Source organism: Kitasatospora sp. NPDC092286 (genome assembly GCF_044755565.1).
GTDB lineage: Bacteria > Actinomycetota > Actinomycetes > Streptomycetales > Streptomycetaceae > Kitasatospora.
The window spans coordinates 1-17,281 of record NZ_JBIVRD010000005.1 but is presented as its reverse complement, the minus strand read 5'-3'; the positions used below and the strand labels follow the sequence as shown (position 1 = coordinate 17,281).

Below are 17,281 nucleotides of genomic sequence, written 5' to 3'. Positions count from 1 at the left end.
ACTACGGAGTGGAAGCGTCCGTGGCCCTGTCGGCCGGGCGGTTCCGCCGACAGGACTGCATGCGGAGCCGAGGAGCTGCGGTGGGCACGAGCACAAGTGGAAACGGGGCTCAGGGCGGGGCGGCGAGCATTCAGCTGCCCTCGGTGGCCTGGGAGATGGAGGAGAGCGGCGGAGCGGGGCCGGTCGCGGTGGCGAGCGCGACGCCGCCCGCCGGGGAGACGGCCGCCCCGGTGGCCGCTGCCCCGGTGGCCGCAGCCGTGGCCGCCCCGGCCACTGTGCCGCACTACGGGCGGGTCGCCGCCGTGCCGCCGATGGCCCCGCCGGGCCCGGCTCCCGCACCCCCGGCGCCCCCGATGACGCCGCACGCCGTCGGCCCCGGCCCGGTCGAGGCGCCCGCCGGGCCCGAGCCGGCCGAACAGCCGGGCCGCCGGGCACGGTTGAAGCGACCGGTGTTCGTGGCCGCCGCCACCGCGGGCGTGGTGCTGATGGGCCTGCCGTTCCTGATGGCCGGCAGCGGCCGGGACGGTGACAAAACAGTGGACGGCGCCGGGCTGAGCCAGGCGGACCAGCCGCTGGCCGAGGGCCCCGAGCTCGGCGACCCCACGGTCTCCGCGTCACCCACCGATCCGGCCGATCCCACCGCGCCCGGTACCCCGGGCGCCGAGGCGCCCACCGACCCGGCGCCGGCCCAGGACCCGGCCCCCGGGACCACCGCGCCGCAGGGGACGGAGGGCGGGACCGCGACGGTGCCCGGCACGACTCCCGGCACGACGCCAGGTACGGCGCCCGGCGCGGCATCCGGCACGAACCTGAACTCGCTCGCCCGGCCCGCCAACCCGCCCGCCCAGGGCGCAAAGCCGCCGACGACCGGTGGCACACCCGGCGGATCGGCCCCGCAGCAGCCCGCGCCCGGCCAGCCCGCCCCGCAGCAGCCGGCGCCGCAGCAGCCCGCCCCCGGCCAGCCCGCGCCCCAGCAGCCCGCGCCCGGCCAGCCGGCGCCGCCGAAGCCCCCGGCCGCGCCGAGCTTCAGCGCCGTCAACTGCGGCAACTCCGCCGCCGGCTACGCCCAGTACGGCTGGTGGGAGCAGGGCACCACCGGCTGGACGATCAACTCGGCCGGCGGGTACTCCGGTTCGGGCTGCAACGGCAAGTACGCGGCACTCCCGATGTCCGGCTCGGCGACCAAGGACGACGGCAACTCGGTGGTGTGGACCTTCACCACGGCCCCGGTCACCAGCGGCACCTGCCGGATCTCCGTCTACGTCCCGAACAACAGCGACCGCAAGGCCGTCGGCGGCAAGCCCGCCTACTACACCGTCCAGAACAGCTCCTCGCCCAACAGCGGAACGATCGGCTCGTTCAGCGTCGACCAGACCGCGAACCGGGGCGGCTGGGTCACCGCGAGCGGCACCTTCCCGGTGAGCGGCGGCCGGATCGCCGTGATGCTGCACTCCAGGGGCATCGACTGGGGCGGCGGCGGCGCCGACAAGGCGCACCTCGCGGCCTCCGCCGTCCGCGCGGACTGCACCGGCTGACCGCTCCGCCACCCCGGCCGCCGTGCGGCCGGGGCACCGGCGGGACGCCGCCGACCACCACCACTGGAGCAACGGAAAGGAAGGCCACGCCATGTCGCGCCACGTGCTGACGGTGTGCCCGGAGCAGCGGGACGGCCCGTACCGCACGATCGGCGACGCCCTGACGGCGGCCCGCAGCGGGGCGGTGATCTCGGTACGCCCCGGCCGGTACGAGGAGAACCTGGTGATCAGCAAGCTGGTCACCATCACCGCCGCGGAGGCCCGGGGCAGCGTCCGGATCACCGCCCGGCGCGGCTGCGTGGTCCAGGTCACCGCCGAGGCGGTGCAGCTGACCGGCCTGATCCTGCAAGGGCAGGACGAGGAGATGCCCGCCATCGACGTGCCGCGCGGGCAGGCCGCCGTCCAGGACTGCGAAGTGGTCGGCAGCTCCTGGACGGCCCTGCTCACCCGCGGGGACGGCACCCTGGCGATGCGCGGATGCCGCGTCACCAACCCGGCGGGCGCCGGCATCGTCGAGACCTCCAGCGGCACCAGCATCATCGAGGACTGCGTGATCGAACACCTCGGCAGCTCCGCGGTGGTGATCGGCGAGCGCGCCAACCCGCTGCTGCGCAACTGCGTGCTGCGCGATGCGCGCGGCAACGGCATCTGCGCCAACGGCGACGCCCGGGGCACCTTCGAGGGCTGCGAGATCTCGGTCACCGACAAGCCCGGCATCGCCCTGGAGGAGCGCAGCACCACGCGGTTGGTGCGCACCGCCGTCCGCGACACCACGATCGGCATCTACATCAGCTCCTCCGCCCAGGTCGTCCTGGAGGACTGCACCGTCACCGCCACCTCCGGCCACGGCATCGCGCTCGCCGCCGGCACCGACCCGCTGCTGCGCCGCTGCCGCGCCTCCCGCACGGCGGGCCACGGCATCCACGTCACGGCCCGCTCGCGTGGCACCTTCGAGGACTGCGAGGTGGACGGCGCGCAGGGCACCGGCATCTGGGTGGGCGAGTCGTCCGGCCCGACGCTGGCCCGCACCGTCGTCCGGGACTGTGGCACCGACGGGGTGGAACTGACCGGCGACAGCTCCGCCGACTTCGACCGGCTGGAGGTGCGGGACGTCGCCGGCACCGGCGTGCTGATCACCGACGGCGCCAACCCGCGCCTGCGCCGGGTCGCCGTCCACCGCGCGAAGGGCGACGGCATGACCGTGCTCCGGGACGGACGCGGGCAGTTGGAGAACTGCGAGGTGCTGGACGCGGGCCGGGCCGGGCTCCGGTTCGCCGAGGGTGCGGACACCCGGGTCGGCGCCACCGTGGTGCGCGGCGCCGGTGGGTCCGGTGTGCTGCTCGGCCGGGTCGGCACGGCGACGCTGCGCGACTGCGAGGTGTCCGGATCGGCCGAGGACGGCATCACGGCCGAGGACGGCGCCGAACTGACCTGCACCAGGGTCCGGGTGACCGGCAACCGCCGCCACGGCGTCCGGATCGGGGCCGGGGCGCGGGCCGTGCTGGCCCAGCTCACGGCGGCGGAGAACATCGGCGACGGCGTGCGGACCGACTCCACCGAGGCGGTCCGGCTGACCGGCTGCACGCTCTCCCGCAACCGGGGCTCCGGCCTGCGCCAGAGCGAGCCGAGCGAGCGGCTCGCCCTGGAGGAGCTGGTCAGCGAGGAGAACGGCCTGCCGGACGCGCACGGCACCGCCACCGCCGGCTCGGCGCCCGCCCACCGGGCGGCGCAGCCGGCCGGAGCCGCCCCCGGCCCCGGCCACGGACCCGCCGGGGAGCCCGCCGCCGAGAGCGCGCCCGCGCAGTCGGCCGCCGCGGCCGGCCCGCTGGAGGTGCTGGAGTCGCTGGTCGGTCTGGCCGGCGTCAAGGAGCAGGTCGCCACCCTGGTCAACCTCAACAAGCTCGCCCGGCGCCGGGAACTGGCCGGCATGCCCGCGCTGCCGATGAGCCGCCACCTGGTCTTCGCCGGGCCGCCCGGCACCGGCAAGACCACCGTCGCCCGCCTCTACGGGAGCATCCTCGCCGAGCTGGGCGTGCTGCGCAGCGGCCACCTCACCGAGGTGGCCCGCGCCGACCTGGTCGCCTCGATCATCGGCGGCACCGCGATCAAGACCACCGAGGTGTTCAAGGAGGCGCTCGGCGGGGTGCTCTTCCTCGACGAGGCCTACACCCTCTCGGCGGGTTCGGGCGGCAGCGGCCCGGACTTCGGCCGGGAGGCGATCGACACCCTGGTCAAGCTGATGGAGGACCACCGCGACGACATCGTGGTGATCGTGGCCGGCTACTCCGGCGAGATGACCGACTTCCTGGCCTCCAACCCGGGCCTGGCCTCCCGCTTCAGCCGCACCGTGGAGTTCGCCAACTACGAGGTGGACGAGCTGGTCACCATCGTCGAGCGGGCCGCCGTCGGGCACGGCTACGAACTGGCGGACGGCGCCCACGACTCCCTCACCACGCTCTTCGAACGGATGCCCAGGGGAGAGGACTTCGGCAACGGCCGGGCGGCCCGCAAGGTGTTCGAGGAGATGGTCGACCGCCAGGCGACCAGGCTCGCGACCCAGCCCGAGATCTCCGACGAGGACCTGGCGCTGCTGCTGCCCGAGGACGTCGCCGCCGAGGACACCGCCCCGCCCGAGGCCAAGCGGGACGGCACCGAACTGCTCGCCGAACTGCGCGCCATGGTCGGCCTGCCCGCCGCCAAGGAGCAGGTCGAGGACCTGGTCAACCTGATCCGCCAGGTCCGCCGCCGCGAGGAGGCCGGGCTGCCCACCGCCACCATCAGCCACCACCTGGTCTTCGCCGGGCCGCCCGGCACCGGTAAGACCACCGTCGCCCGGCTGTACGGGCAACTGCTCGCCGAACTGGGCGTGCTGCCGGGCGGCCAGCTGATCGAGACCGCCCGCTCCGACCTGGTCGGCCGCTACGTCGGCCACACCGCCCAGCTCACCAAGGAGGCCTTCGACCGGGCGCGCGGCGGTGTGCTGTTCATCGACGAGGCGTACACCCTGACGCCCCGGCACGGCGGTGGTGGCGACTTCGGCCAGGAGGCGGTGGACACCCTGATGAAGCTGATGGAGGACCACCGCGACGAGGTGGTGGTGATCGTCGCGGGCTACGACGACGAGATGCGCCACTTCCTCGCCTCCAACCCGGGCCTGGCCTCCCGCTTCTCCCGGCAGGTCGACTTCGGCCACTACAGCGACGCCGAACTCGTCACCATCGTCGGCCGGCACGCCGACTCGGCCGGCTACACCTGCGCGCCCGAGACCCTGGCGGCGCTGGAGCAACTGTTCGCGGCCGTCCCGCGGGACCGCACCTTCGGCAACGGGCGCTTCGCCCGGCAGACGCTGGAGGGCATGATCACCCGCCAGGCCGGCCGGCTCGGCCGGCTCGACTTCGCCGACGTCTCCGAGCTCAGCCTGCTCCTGCCGCAGGACATCGCGGTGGACCGGCTCGGCGTCACCGGCGGGCCCGGCGGCGCGGAGCGCCCGGACAGCGGCCCGCAGTGGCCCGGCAGCGGCGGATGACCCGCCCGGCCCGCGCAGGCGGTCCGGCGACGGCGGTGTCCTCGGCCCTGGCGCTGTCGGCGGCGGTGGCCCTGCTCGGGCCGCCGGCGCCCGCCCGGGCCGAGACCCCGGCCCCGGACGATCAGGCGGCGGTCACCCAGACCCTCCCCGACTTCCGGCAGAGCGGCTGCCGCAAGCCCTCCACCCGGGCCGCCCAGGGGACTCCCTGGGCCCAGGTCTACCTGCGGCCCGAGGCCGTCTGGCCGTTCGGCCGGGGCGCCGGGGTGACCGTTGCCGTGATCGCCTCCGGCGTGGACAACGGCTCCGGCATGCTGGCCGACCGGCTCCGGCTCGGGCCCCGGCTGCACGGCCAGGGCGACGCGGGCCGCGACTGCGTGGGCCACGGCACCTTCCTGGCCGGACTGATCGCCGGCCGGCGTACGCCCGACGGTGGCCCGTCCGGCCTGGCCCCCGAGGCGAGGGTGCTGGCCGTGGCCGTCACCGACGACGCCGGGAGCACCACCCCCGAACTGCTCGCCCAGGGCATCCGGGCGGCGGCCGACGGCGGCGCCCGGGTGGCCGTGGTCGGGGTGCCCGTGGCGGCCCCGAACCCGGCACTGGCCGAGGCCGTCGCCTACGCGGCCACCAAGGGCCTGCTGCTGGTCGCCCCCGCCGGGCCCGACGGCCAGAGCACCAACGGCGCGGTGTACCCGGCCGGCTACCCCGGCGTGCTCGCGGTGACCGGCGTCGGCGCGGACGGCGCCGTGGCCTCCGGGGCGGCCACCGGCCCGGGGGTGACCGCCACCCGTGGCGGGCGGGTGGACCTGGCCGCGCCCGGCGGCGCCGTCGGCGGCTTCGGGCTGGGCGGCGGCTACGCCACCGGCTCCGGGCCCAGCTATGCCGCCGCCCTCGTCGCCGGCGCGGCGGCGCTGCTGCTCTTCCGCACCCCGGACCTGACGGTCGACCAGCTCGTCCAACGGCTGGAGTCCACGGCTTACCAGCCCGGTTCGGCCCTGCCGGACCCGGCCCTGGGCTGGGGCACCCTGGACGTGGTGGCCGCCGTCACCGCCCTGCCCGGCGGCGGTGGGGGCCAATCGCCGGTTTCGGCCGATCCGGTCACGGTGCCCCCGCCCGCGGACCCGACGTCCGTCGAACGGGCCTCGGCGCTCGCCGCGGCCGCCCTGGGGACGGCGGTGCTGGTCGGCCTGGGCGCGGTGGCCGTGGGGCTGGGCCGCCGGCGCGGCCGGTGCCCGGGGTGACCCCGGCGGGCGGGTGTGGAACCCGCTGGGCGGACCGGACCGCCGCCGGTCCTTCGTCCGGTCCAACGCCGCGCCCCCGGCCCGCCAACGCCGCGCCCTGATCTTCGTTGGCGAAGCGTTGGTCCGGTGTTGGCGGTGGCTGGAAACGTCTACCGGGCAAGGGGGTGGGCCCATGCGAACCACCCGCCCGCCGTACCGACGAACTGCTGCGAGGGGCTCAACAGCCGTGGCCATCGACGCTACCGCTCACGCCAAGGACACCGCCAGGCCCGACCGGCCGGAGCGCGCCACCCTGGACCACCACACCTTGGCGGAGCTGTACCGCCTGCACGGGGGCTACCTGCTGCGGGCGATGCTCCGCGTCACCAGCGGGGACCGGGGCAAGGCCGAGGACATCGTCCAGGAAACCCTGCTGCGCGCCTGGCAGAACCCGGCCGCCATCCACCGGGGGGCCGAGCACAGCCGCCCCTGGCTGTTCACCGTGGCCCGCCGGATCGCCATCGACCACTTCCGGATGCAGGCCGCCCGCGCCCAGGAGGTCGCCGACGACGCCCCCGAGGAGCACGCCGGCACCCACGACCCGTACGACGAGGTGCTCGCCGCCCGGGACATCGCGGTCGCGCTCGCCGAACTCCAGCCCCACCACCGCGACGTCCTCGTCGAACTCCACATGAACGGCCGCTCGATGGCCGAGGCCGCCGCCGTCCTCGGCGTGCCCGTCGGCACCGTCAAGTCCCGCAGCTTCTACGCCGTCCGCGCGCTGCGACCGATCCTCGAAGCCCGCGGCATGGCGTCCGCCGGCTGACCCGGCGAGAACTCTCCGGACCGCCCCGTGCCACTCGCGTCCACCGGTCTGAACCGCGCGGCGGTCCCCGGCCGTAGAACGGGGTGGCGGTACCGCCGCCGGCGCCCGTCACCCCCGTGCGGGCGCCGGTTCCCCCGCCCGGAGCCGACAACTCGCGCTCCGGGCAAGGCGGCTGACGGACTGTCTCTCGCGGTCCGGTGAACCGGGCAGGCCCGTCCGTCCGTAGCTACAGCTGAAGGCCGCCGCTCGGACCAGGCCCTTGGCCCAGGAACTCCCGGCTTCCGCGCCCCGGCGGGATCCGGGCCCCCCGGCGCCCCGGCGGTGCCCTTGTGGGGCGCCGCCGGGGCGCTCCGCGTGTCGTGCGCCCCACACCGGGTCGGCCCGTCCGTTCCCGCCATCAGCCCAGGAGAGTCCCGATGCCCAAACACCGGCTCAGCCGCCGCCGACGGATCACGGTGGCCGCCACGGCGATCGCCGCCGGCGGCGTGCTCATCCTCGCGCAGAACGACGCCCCCGCCGCGACCGCCGACCCGCTCGGCCTCAACGCCGCCTCCGTCTACCTCGGCTGGGGCGACGCCCCGGACCCGGTCGCCGTCATGAAGGCCACCGGTCTGCGGCAGTTCGCCCTCTCCTACGTGCTCTCCGGCGGAGCGTGCGACCCGAAGTGGGACGGCTCCCGCGCGCTCACCGGCGGCACCGACGAGGCGAAGATCAAGCAGATCCGGGCCGCGGGCGGGGACGTCCTGGCCTCCTTCGGCGGCTGGGACGGTGCCAAGCTCGGCGAGCGGTGCACCACCGCCGCCGAACTCGCCGCCGCCTACCAGAAGGTGGTCGACGCCTACGGCCTGAAGGCCGTGGACATCGACATCGAGTCCACCGAGCTCAGCACCCCCGAGGTCCGCAAGCGGGTCGTCGACGCGCTGAAGACGCTCAAGGCCAAGAACACCGGCCTGCGGGTCTTCCTCTCCTTCGCGGTCGACCCGACCGGCCCCGACAAGGACGGCGCCGACCTGATCGCGCTGGCCGCCAAGGCGGGCCTGGAGGTGGACGGCTGGACGGCCATGCCGTTCGACTTCATCGGTCACGACGGCACCATGGCGGCGGCCACCGCCACCGCCGTCACCGGCCTCCAGCAGGCCGTCGCCGCCGCCTACGGCTGGGACGCCGACAAGGCCTGGCGGCACACCGGCCTCTCGTCGATGAACGGCCGCACCGACCAGAAGGGGGAGCAGCTGAGCCCCGCCGACTTCCGCACCATCCGGGACTTCGCCGCCACCCACCACCTCGCCCGCTTCGGCTACTGGGCGGTCAACCGCGACCGCCCCTGCGCGGGGGGTGCGTACGACCCGGCGACGTGCAGCGGCGTCCAGCAGGCCGCGTACGACTTCACCCGGATCGTGGCCGGCTACCACACCGACTCCCGGCCGGGGGACGGCGGCACCTCCTGCCCCAGCCCGTCCGCCACCAGCCCCGCGCCCACCGGCACGAACCGCTCCAAGATCCCGATCCCGACGGTGAGCACCGCCCGCCCGGCCGACGAGACCGGCGGCCGGGGCACGCTGGAGCCCGACCCCGTGCGGGAGACCGGGAGCCCGTCCCCCTCGGCGTCCAGCCGCGTCCCGTCGCCCACCGGTACGTCCGGCCGGACGGACTGCGCGAGCCCGACCGGGCACCCGTCGGGCTCCGCGTCCGGCACGGCCTCCGGTACGGCCTCGCCCACGGCGTCCGGCACGGCCGTGCCGACCCCCGGCCGGAGCTCCACGGCGCCGGGTGCCCCGACGTCCGGGACCGCCACCGCGTCCGGCGGCGCCGCGCCGGACGAGCAGCCCACCGGCGGGCCGTCGCCCACCGAGGTCGTCGCCCCCGGCCCGGCGCCGACCGGCGGCTCGCTCGCCTCCACCGGGGCCAACGACGCCACCAACACCCTGCTCACCGTCTCGGGCGCCCTGCTGCTGCTCGGCGGCACCTTCGGTCTGATCGGCACCCGCCGGCGCGACCCGGAAGAGTCGGCGGCCGGCTGACCGCTGGTCACGGCAGGCGGCCCCGGTCCCGAGCAGGGACCGGGGCCGCCTGCCGGGCTCACCAGCCGAGGAGGTACGCGCCCCCGGGCAGCCCGTCGAGGACGGACTTGGTGGCCGTCTCCTCGTCCATCGCGGTGGTGTCCACGGCGTGCCGGTCCAGCGGTCCGGTGCCGGCCGGGCGGAGCGCGACGTAGTGCAGCGCCGCGCCGGTGGCACGGCTCTCCCGGCGGAAGGCGCCGAGGGCGGCCGGCTCGACCGCGCACTCGACCACCACCTGGTAGCCGGCCGTGGCGTACGCGAAGGCGGCCTGGGCGGTGGCGGCCAGCACGGTCTCGTTCTGGCGCCGGGCCTCCGGCAGGTGCGGTGGGACGAAGCCCTGACGGACCGCCCGCCGGAAGTCGTCGGCGCGCAGATGCACGCTCGGATGCAGCGCGTCCGCCAGCAGGGGTGCGACCGCGCTGTTCCCGGCCTCGGCCCCGGCCGGGTCGGAGAGGACGACGACGCCGCCGGCGCCCCGGCCGCCGCCGATCTCCGGCCCACCTACGGTCGTACGGTTCACAGCTGCTGATCCCTTCGCGGGCCGGGGGCGGAACGGGTGCGCGGAGGCCGGGCGGCCGGAACGCGCGGGTCGGTCGGACCCGGTGCGGACCGTCGGCCGCCTCGTTCCTACGATTGAATGCTTTCGGGATCAACCTAGTCCACGGCGGCACCCCGAGTCCTCTCCAACCGCTCCTCGGACCCCGGCGTGATCGGGTCGGTGAGCGCCGCCGGACCGTCCCACCCGGCCCCGACCCGGACCCGGGCGATCAGGGCAGATCGCTCGACAGGCCCGGACGGCAGCCAGGTCGAGCTGTTCGAGAAGGGACGATGCGCCTGGGGCACGGCGCTGTTCATGCCGGCGGGTGTGATGCCGTGGGGCCGGGCGCGGTACCGCCATGGCGGCGGAGGTGGGCCAGGACGGCGCGGACGCGGCGGTGACCGCTGTCGCCGGCCGACAGGCCGAGTTTGAGGAAGACGTTGCCGATGTGTTTGTGGACGCCGTTGTCGGTGATGACGAGCCGTCGGGCGATGGCCGCGTTGTCGTGACCCTCGGCCATCAGCGCGAGGACCTCGCGCTCGCGTGCGGTCAGGGCATCGACGGGATCGCTGCGTGCGGCGAGGAGCTGGGCGATGACCTCGGGGTCCATGGCGGTGCCGCCGCCGGCCACACGGCGCAGTGCGTCGGTGAATTCCGCGACGCGGCTCACCCGGTCCTTGAGCAGATATCCGATGCCGCCCCGGGCGTCGGCGAGCAGGCGGCCCGCATATTCCTGCTCCACGTACTGCGACAGGACCAGGACGGGAAGTCCGGGACGGTCGCGGCGGGCCTGGACGGCGGCCCGGATGCCCTCGTCGCGGAAGCCCGGGGGCAGCCGCACGTCCACGATGGTGACGTCCGGTCGGTGGGTCTCGACGGCGGCGAGGAAACCGGGGGCGTCGGCCGCGATCGCGACGACCTCGAAACCCCGGGAGTTGAGCAGGAGTTCGAGCCCGGATGACAGCAGGACGTTGTCCTCGGCGATCACTACGCGCACGGCAGCCCCACGGTGATGACGGTCGGCCCACCCGGTGGGCTGCTGATCTTCATGGTGCCGTCCAGAGCGGCGGCGCGGCGGCGCATTCCGTCCAGGCCGGACCCCCGGGCGGCGTCCGCTCCGCCGGTCCCGTCGTCGGCGATCTCCGCGCGGAGCAGCGCGCCGTCGCGGGTGACGCGCACCGAGGCATGGGTGGCCCGGCTGTGTCGGGCGATGTTCGCCAGTGCCTCGGTGACGGCGAAGTAGGCGACCGCCTCGACCGCTGCGGGGATCTCACCGAGCGGGCCGATGTCGATGCGGGTCGGCACCCCGGCCCTGGTGGCCAGGGTGCCGAGCGCGCCGGAGAGGCCCTGGTCGGCCAGCACCGGGGGATAGATGGTGCGGATGACGGAACGCAGCTCGGTCATCGCGTCCTCGGTCTCGGCGTGGGCCTGCCGGACCAGAACGGCGGCCGCGGCGGGGTCGTCGGAGAGGCTTTCGCCGGCGACGGCGAGCCGCATCGCGATGGCCACGAGCCGGGCCTGGGTGCCGTCGTGCAGGTCCCGTTCGATCCGGCGGAGTTCCGCACTGTGCGCCTGCAGGACGTCGGCACGCGTCCGGGTGAGTTCGGTGACGCGCTCGACCAGTTGCTCCGCGGGCGATGGCGCCAGGACCGCGAGGCAGCACCGGGCGTGCGCCCGGGCGAGCGGCGGGAGGGCGATGGCGGCCAGTGCCGCCAGGAACACGAGATTCACCAGGCCGACCGAGAACGCGGTGCCCCAGCCGGTGATGGGAACGCTGAGCACGGGCAGCCACGGCGCCGTGGGAAAGGCCCACCACAGCACCGTGACGACGGGAGTGAGCAACAGGCCGCCCAGGCAGAGCAGGGCGAGGGCGCCCGCCGGAAGACCGGTGACCACCTGCGTCACGAGCCACCCACCGTTGCGGCGGGCGGCGCGCGGACGCGGCTCGACCGACTGTCCCAGCAGCGCCCCGGCGCGCCGGCGATGCCGCTCCGTCCAGGGCTGCGCCAGCGACGGAACGCACAGCAGGGGCGCCGCCGCGAGCGTCACCGTCGCGGCCACCAGGGTGCCCAGCAGGTAACGCCCGCCGCGCCGCGTCCTGAGCCACCACGCGCGGGCCGCGCCGGGTATGCCGAGCACTTGTTTCGCTTTCCCTTGTCGCACAGGAGGATTGTGGGAGGCCCCACCTGATGCACCCTAGACAACCGGGCGGCCCTGCGGCACTACAGGTGGCTGTACCTTTCCTGCGGGAGTCCGTGGTAGCGACCCGCGACCCGACGCCTGCCTAGCGTGGCGGCATGAGATCCACAAGCCCGACCGCAGCGCCGCACCACCCGGACCCGTCCCTGCCCGACCGGCAGCACCGCCGCATCGGCAGACGGTGGTTGGCCGCGGCGGCGGCCGCCCTCCTCCTGGCCGGCGCGGCCGTTGCCCTCCGGCCGCCGGTCGACGCCGAAGCGACCGCGCCCGGATACGGGCAGGACGATCTGCGCCGGGACACCGACGCCATCCGGGCGCTGGGGGTCACCGGCGTCCAGGCACGGGTGACCACCGGCCCCGGCCGGGATCTGGTCGCCACCAGCGGCGTCGCCGAGGCGGGCACGGACCGCCCGGTGCCCCGCGACGGCTACTTCCGGATGGCCAGCACCGGCAAAGCACTTGTGGCCACCGTGGTCCTGCGACTGGTCGACGAGGGCAGGCTGGCGCTCGACGACACGGTGGACCGCCGGCTGCCCGGCCTGGTGGACGGCAACGGCAACGACGGACGCCGGATCACCATCCGCCAACTCCTCCAGCACACCAGCGGCATCCACGACGACGATCTCCCCGGTTTCACCACCCCGCAGGAGTACGACGAGCGCCGGTACGACACCTACACACCCCAACAGATCGTCGCGCTGGCGATGAGGCACCGCCCGGACTTCCCACCCGGCACCGGGTGGAGGTACTCCAACACCGGCTACGCCCTGCTCGACATGATCATCGAGAAGGTCACGGACCGCCCCTGGCACCAGGAGGTCGAGGACCTGGTCCTGAAACCGCTCGGCATGGACCACACCTACCTGCCGGGCAGCACCCCCACACTGCGCCGGCCACACGCCGACGGTTACCAGGTCTTCCCCTCCGGCGAACGGGTCGACGTCACCGAGGTGATCCTCCCCGACCCCGGCGGCTACGTCTCCACCACCGCGGATGTCAACCGCTTCTTCCAGGCCCTGCTCGGCGGCGAACTCCTGCCCCGGGCACGGCTGGCCGAGATGCGGGACACCGTCCCGGTCAGCGAGGAGATCCAGGCGTTCTGGCCACACGGACGCTACGGCCTCGGCCTGGTCGGCCGGCCCCTGTCCTGCGGCGGCGGCTACTGGAGCCACGAAGGAGGCGACGGCGGCTACATCACCCTGAACGGCGCCACCGACGACGGCAGCCGCACCGTCACCGTCTCCATGTCCACCGCCCTGAACGACTCGCCCGACAGCGCACTCCGACAGGAGCGGGCCGCCAGTGACCTCGTCGACCACGCGCTGTGCGACACCCCCGGCAACGGGCAGGACACGTAACGGCCTTCCCCGGCCTTCGTGCGCCCCAGGGCCTGTACGGCGACCGCCGCCCCGGCACGGACCTCCCAAAGCCCGTGCCGGGGCGTCGCGTTACCGCTCTTCGGACCCCAGCACGATCGGGTTGGTGAGCGCCGCCATCGGACCCCAGGGGAGGTCCGGACCCATCGCGTTGCCCTTGCCGGGTGTCCCGTCCGCCCTCGGGTGCCTGACCTCGGCCCGGACGTACGCGGCGAGCGAGGCCGTCGTCCGCCAGACCACCGTGCCCGAACCGTCGGCGGGCAGCGTCTCCTGGTGCAGCTGGCCCTCGTCGGTCAGCAGCCGGACCGTCCCGCCCGGCACCCCCGACACCGCCAGCCGCACGTCCACCGGCGCGTCCGGCGGGACGGTCAGCCGCTCGCCGATCCCCGCCTGGCGGCCGTGCCCGGTGGCGGTGAACTCCAGCTGGACGGCGGCCGATTCGGCCAGCCAGCTGCGCCCGGCCCGCAGCCCGTCCAGAACCGCGTCCCGGGTGAGGTCCTCGGCCCGGACCACGGTGTGCGGCGAGCCGATCACCTGCGGGGCGCTGTGCGCGTCGCTGTTGCCGACGGCCGGCAGCCAGGAGCGCCCCTCCCGCAGCGCGACGGCGAGCCGGGCGTCCCAGCCGTCCACCGCCGACTCGTCGTCGTACGTCCAGGGGCCGTTCCAGACCTCCACCGCGTCGGCGTCCTGATAGCCGAACTTCCACTGGCAGGCGACATACGGGCAGAACGGGTGGGCGGGCACCACCAGGCCGCCCTGGCGGCGGACCTGGCGGGCGAAGCGGGGGAACGCCTCGTCGCGCGAGCGGTACCGCCAGTCGACGAACCGGCCCGGCCGGAGGCCCAGCGCCAGCCAGTGGCCGTTGCGGGTGGTCACCTCCTCGCCCAGCACGATCAGCAGGTCGGGACCGGCCAGCGGCCCCCAGACCCCGTGCGAGGACGTGGTGTTGTGGTCGGTCGAGACGATGAAGTCCAGCCCGGCCGCCCGCGCCTCCGCCGCCACCTCGGCGGGCAGCCGGCGGCCGTCGGAGTGCACGGTGTGGAGGTGGCAGTCGCCCCGGTACCAGGAACGCCCCCGGCCCCGGGCCCGCTCCGGCGGGTAGGACGGGGTGAACTCCGGCCCGGGAACGCCGAATCGGAGGCTCACCTGAACGCGGTAGTCGAGCCCCTGCGGCGCCACCTGGTACGGGCCGAGGACGACGTGCCAGGTGCCGGGGCGGATCGGCCCCGGCAGATAGCCGGGCGTCGCCCGGTCCCGGGCGATCGTGAACTCCGTCCGGAAGCCGCCCGACCAGCCGCGGAAGCCGTTCTCGCCGAGGTCGGTGCCGCGTTCGTCGAAGAGGCCGATGTCGCAGGAGTTGCCGGGGGTGCCGGCGGGGACGGAGGGCTTGTCGTAGCCGTAGGAGACGGCGATCTCCCGTACACCGGAGGGAACGTCGAAGGGGAGGTGGACGAAGTCGGGTGCGCCGGTGGGCAGATGGCCGGTGAGGGTGAGGACGCGGTCGGGGGCGGGGGAGCCGGCCGCCTCGGCGGAGGTGGCGGCGGCCGTCCCGAGGGCGGTGGCGGCGCCGGTGGCCAGGCCGCTCCGGAGCAGGCGCCGGCGGTCGAGGGTGGGCCGGCCGGTGCTGGAGTCGTGGTCGCGGTCGGACATCGGAGGGCCTCCGGGCTCGGGCGGACACCGGCGGCGGGCGGGCTCCCGGCCGGTACGCCCGCCTCCTACCCGGCCCGGTGAACCCCGGGTGAGCCACGCCCGGCCTGCGCCGGTCGGGCCGGTGAAGGAGCCCCGGGGCCGACCGGTGCGGGCTCCTCGCGGCACCGGACCGCTCGTGTCGTCATCCGAGGGGGTCGTGGTGCCACCACCACGAGATGGAGCGGATGGGCAGGGGGGTGGGGTCGTCGCTGCCGGGGTGGTCGGTCCAGCCCGTGAGGGTGACGGGGAGGGTGCCGTCTGAACGGAGGTATCGGGGGTACCGGGCGGCCTCGTGGTCCCATTCGAGGGAGCCGCGTACATAGTGGTCCAGCAGGGTGCTGTAGCGGTGGAGTGGGGGGTCCGCCTTGGCGCGGACCGCGTCTCCCAGCCTGAGGTACAGGCACATGACGCGGTCGCGCATGGCCATGGCGGTGCTGAGGGCGTCGTCGACGGGGAGGTCGTATTCGGCGGCGACGACCTCGATGAGGTTGTTGCCGTCGTTGGTGCGTTCCCGTTCCTTGACGAAGGCGAAGAAGTCGGTGTCCCAGGTGACGACGGTTGCGGCCATCTCGGTGAGGGCGTGGATGTCGCGCCGGGCGCGGGTGGCGGCGGGCAGGTCGATGTTCTCGAAGGCGGCGGGCATATGGGGGAAGACCATTCCGCCCCCGCCGTAGAGCCGGTGGACGGCATAGTCGGAGAGGTTCGGGCGGATACCGCGTGCGGAGTTGCCCGACTTGCGTAGTTCGATCATGAAGTAGTTGCGCATCCACTCGGCGAAGCGGTCGCCCTGGACGGGGGATGCGTGGGCGTCGATCCGGACGCGGATGTCGCGCAGGGCCATCGCGTAGTTGTCGGCCTGGTCCAGGGGGTATTCGGGGATCTCGATGGCGCGGTGCATGCGTCCGAAGGCGTCGGCCTGCTCGGCCGGATGGAAGCGCAGAGGGCCTTCGTCACAGAAGTCGTCGTCGAAGGCGAAGGCCCAGGTGCAGAAGTCCGCGTAGACCTTGAGCAGGTCCGACGACGGGCAGAAGGGGGCCATGAGGGCGGCGAGCCGGCCACAGTGCGTGGTGGCCATCCGGTCGCGTTGGGTCTGGTCGGAGAAGAGCCCGAAACGGTCCAGCCAGGCGATGGTGTGGGCGTCGGCCTCGTCGGCGCCGGGATGGACCGCGCGGGGGATGGGGCAGTAGAACGCGGGAAGCCGGAGGGCGGCGGGCGGCTGTGCGGAGGGATCGCCGGACGGGGCAGCGGGCATGAGAGCCCCCTTTCGCACGCGGAGGAGGGCCGGTCAGCGGGACGCGATGATGCTGTAGACGGAATAGGTGCCCTCGTGCAGGGCGGCCGTCAGGTTGACGGCCGTGTCGCGGAGTTCTCTGAACGCCTTGGGGATCTCCCGCGGGAAGACCCGCTCGATGTTGGCCCGCACGTCCTGCAGCCAGTGGATGACGTCCTCGTCGGTGGGCAGTCTGCGGGCGTCCTGGAGCATGAAGGAATTCCTCATCAGCGCATCGGCCAGGAGGTTCAGAGTCTTGCGGTGGCCGCAGGCGAGCCGGTCCTCGTCGTCGGGCAGGGCGGAGGTGTAGTCCTGAAGAGGAATGTTGTACAGGCTCTCGGATATGACGAGCGTTCCTCCCCCGCTCATCCTGGATGCCAGTGCGCGCAGGGTCGCATCCAGCAGTCCGGCGGAGAAGTGGGTGATGCTCCCGCGCATGAGGACCAGGTCGTAGGGCTGCTCCGGGTCGGGCAGGAGCCACAGGTCCTGAGCTTGTCGTTTTACCTCCGGTGATCGGCTTGAGGTTGTTCGATCTGGTCACCCACATGGGGATCTGCCGGACACGGCGACGACCTCCGTTTCACGCTGTGTGATGTCGAGTCGCACAACAGAGCCGGAGGTCGTCGGTGTCGATTATGGTCCCTGAAGCCGTTCGCCAGCAGGCCATCGCGGAACTGTCCTCCTTTCGAAGGGACTTGTACGCCGCGATGCCGCGCCGTGCGGACGCCCTGTTCGAGCTGTCCGATGCATTGCTGTGTGCCGACGGTCCGGTCCGCGCCCTGGTCGAGCTGGCCCTGACGCCCGAGCACCGGCGCTCGCACGCCTCCCTCTACGCCGCCTTGAACCGGGGAGACCTCGACGCTGACCGCCTGCGGTGCGCGATCGCGGCCCGAAGCGTGCCGCGCGGCCCGGGAGGGCGGATCGTGCTCGCCGTCGACGTGTCCGCCTGGCTGCGGCCGGACGCCAACACCAGCAACGGCCGTTCCTTTTGCCACACCTACGGTCGGCGCGAGAACACGCACGAGATGGTTCCCGGATGGCCCTA

At 74.5% G+C, this 17,281-nt stretch carries 13 protein-coding genes; 7 read left to right on the top strand and 6 right to left on the bottom strand.

Features of this window, described 5'->3' with window-relative positions; genetic code table 11:
• Nucleotides 1–80: 80 nt before the first annotated feature.
• The 5 genes from ACIQIB_RS06865 (at nt 81) to ACIQIB_RS06845 (ending at nt 9,125) form a co-directional block, all read left to right on the top strand.
• Complete coding sequence (locus ACIQIB_RS06865) at nt 81–1,535, top strand: hypothetical protein (protein WP_400757090.1); 1,455 nt, start codon at nt 81–83, stop codon at nt 1,533–1,535.
• Between the two features lie 91 nt (nt 1,536–1,626).
• On the top strand, nt 1,627–5,061 hold the full coding sequence (locus ACIQIB_RS06860; protein ID WP_363611106.1) for a right-handed parallel beta-helix repeat-containing protein: 3,435 nt from the start codon (nt 1,627–1,629) through the stop codon (nt 5,059–5,061).
• Between the two features lie 35 nt (nt 5,062–5,096).
• On the top strand, nt 5,097–6,299 hold the full coding sequence (locus tag ACIQIB_RS06855; RefSeq protein WP_400757088.1) for a S8 family serine peptidase: 1,203 nt from the start codon (nt 5,097–5,099) through the stop codon (nt 6,297–6,299).
• 226 nt (nt 6,300–6,525) lie between these two features.
• Nucleotides 6,526–7,104: a sigma-70 family RNA polymerase sigma factor gene (locus ACIQIB_RS06850; RefSeq protein WP_363611102.1), complete on the top strand. Its 579-nt coding sequence runs from the start codon at nt 6,526–6,528 to the stop codon at nt 7,102–7,104.
• 416 nt (nt 7,105–7,520) lie between these two features.
• Nucleotides 7,521–9,125, top strand: coding sequence for a glycosyl hydrolase family 18 protein (locus ACIQIB_RS06845; protein ID WP_400757087.1), 1,605 nt, complete (start codon nt 7,521–7,523; stop codon nt 9,123–9,125).
• Between the two features lie 58 nt (nt 9,126–9,183).
• On the opposite strand, the gene ACIQIB_RS06840 is transcribed toward ACIQIB_RS06845, so the two are convergent.
• The 3 genes from ACIQIB_RS06840 to ACIQIB_RS06830 all read right to left on the bottom strand — a co-directional run bounded on the left by ACIQIB_RS06840 (nt 9,184) and on the right by ACIQIB_RS06830 (nt 11,841).
• On the bottom strand, nt 9,184–9,684 hold the full coding sequence (locus ACIQIB_RS06840; RefSeq protein WP_400757086.1) for a hypothetical protein: 501 nt from the start codon (nt 9,682–9,684) through the stop codon (nt 9,184–9,186).
• 331 nt (nt 9,685–10,015) lie between these two features.
• On the bottom strand, nt 10,016–10,699 hold the full coding sequence (locus ACIQIB_RS06835) for a response regulator transcription factor (protein ID WP_363611096.1): 684 nt from the start codon (nt 10,697–10,699) through the stop codon (nt 10,016–10,018).
• Nucleotides 10,690–11,841: a sensor histidine kinase gene (locus tag ACIQIB_RS06830; protein ID WP_400757085.1), complete on the bottom strand. Its 1,152-nt coding sequence runs from the start codon at nt 11,839–11,841 to the stop codon at nt 10,690–10,692. Before ACIQIB_RS06830 ends, ACIQIB_RS06835 begins: the two co-directional genes overlap by 10 nt.
• Before the next feature lie 158 nt (nt 11,842–11,999).
• Here ACIQIB_RS06830 and ACIQIB_RS06825 point away from each other — a divergent pair, with 158 nt between their 5' ends.
• Nucleotides 12,000–13,259 (top strand): serine hydrolase domain-containing protein, encoded by a 1,260-nt coding sequence (locus tag ACIQIB_RS06825; protein ID WP_400757083.1) that lies wholly within the window; start codon nt 12,000–12,002, stop codon nt 13,257–13,259.
• A gap of 90 nt (nt 13,260–13,349) precedes the next feature.
• Here the strand turns inward: ACIQIB_RS06825 and ACIQIB_RS06820 are convergent, their stop codons facing one another.
• The 3 genes from ACIQIB_RS06820 to ACIQIB_RS06810 all read right to left on the bottom strand — a co-directional run bounded on the left by ACIQIB_RS06820 (nt 13,350) and on the right by ACIQIB_RS06810 (nt 16,674).
• Complete coding sequence (locus ACIQIB_RS06820; protein ID WP_400757081.1) at nt 13,350–14,927, bottom strand: CehA/McbA family metallohydrolase; 1,578 nt, start codon at nt 14,925–14,927, stop codon at nt 13,350–13,352.
• A 181-nt stretch (nt 14,928–15,108) separates the two neighbouring features.
• Nucleotides 15,109–16,218 (bottom strand): hypothetical protein, encoded by a 1,110-nt coding sequence (locus ACIQIB_RS06815; RefSeq protein ID WP_363611088.1) that lies wholly within the window; start codon nt 16,216–16,218, stop codon nt 15,109–15,111.
• A 33-nt stretch (nt 16,219–16,251) separates the two neighbouring features.
• Entirely contained in the window at nt 16,252–16,674 is a 423-nt protein-coding gene (locus ACIQIB_RS06810; protein ID WP_400757080.1) for a hypothetical protein, read from the bottom strand.
• A gap of 197 nt (nt 16,675–16,871) precedes the next feature.
• Here ACIQIB_RS06810 and ACIQIB_RS06805 point away from each other — a divergent pair.
• Nucleotides 16,872–17,281: transposase (locus ACIQIB_RS06805; RefSeq protein ID WP_400757230.1), on the top strand; the 410-nt coding region annotated here is incomplete at its 3' end.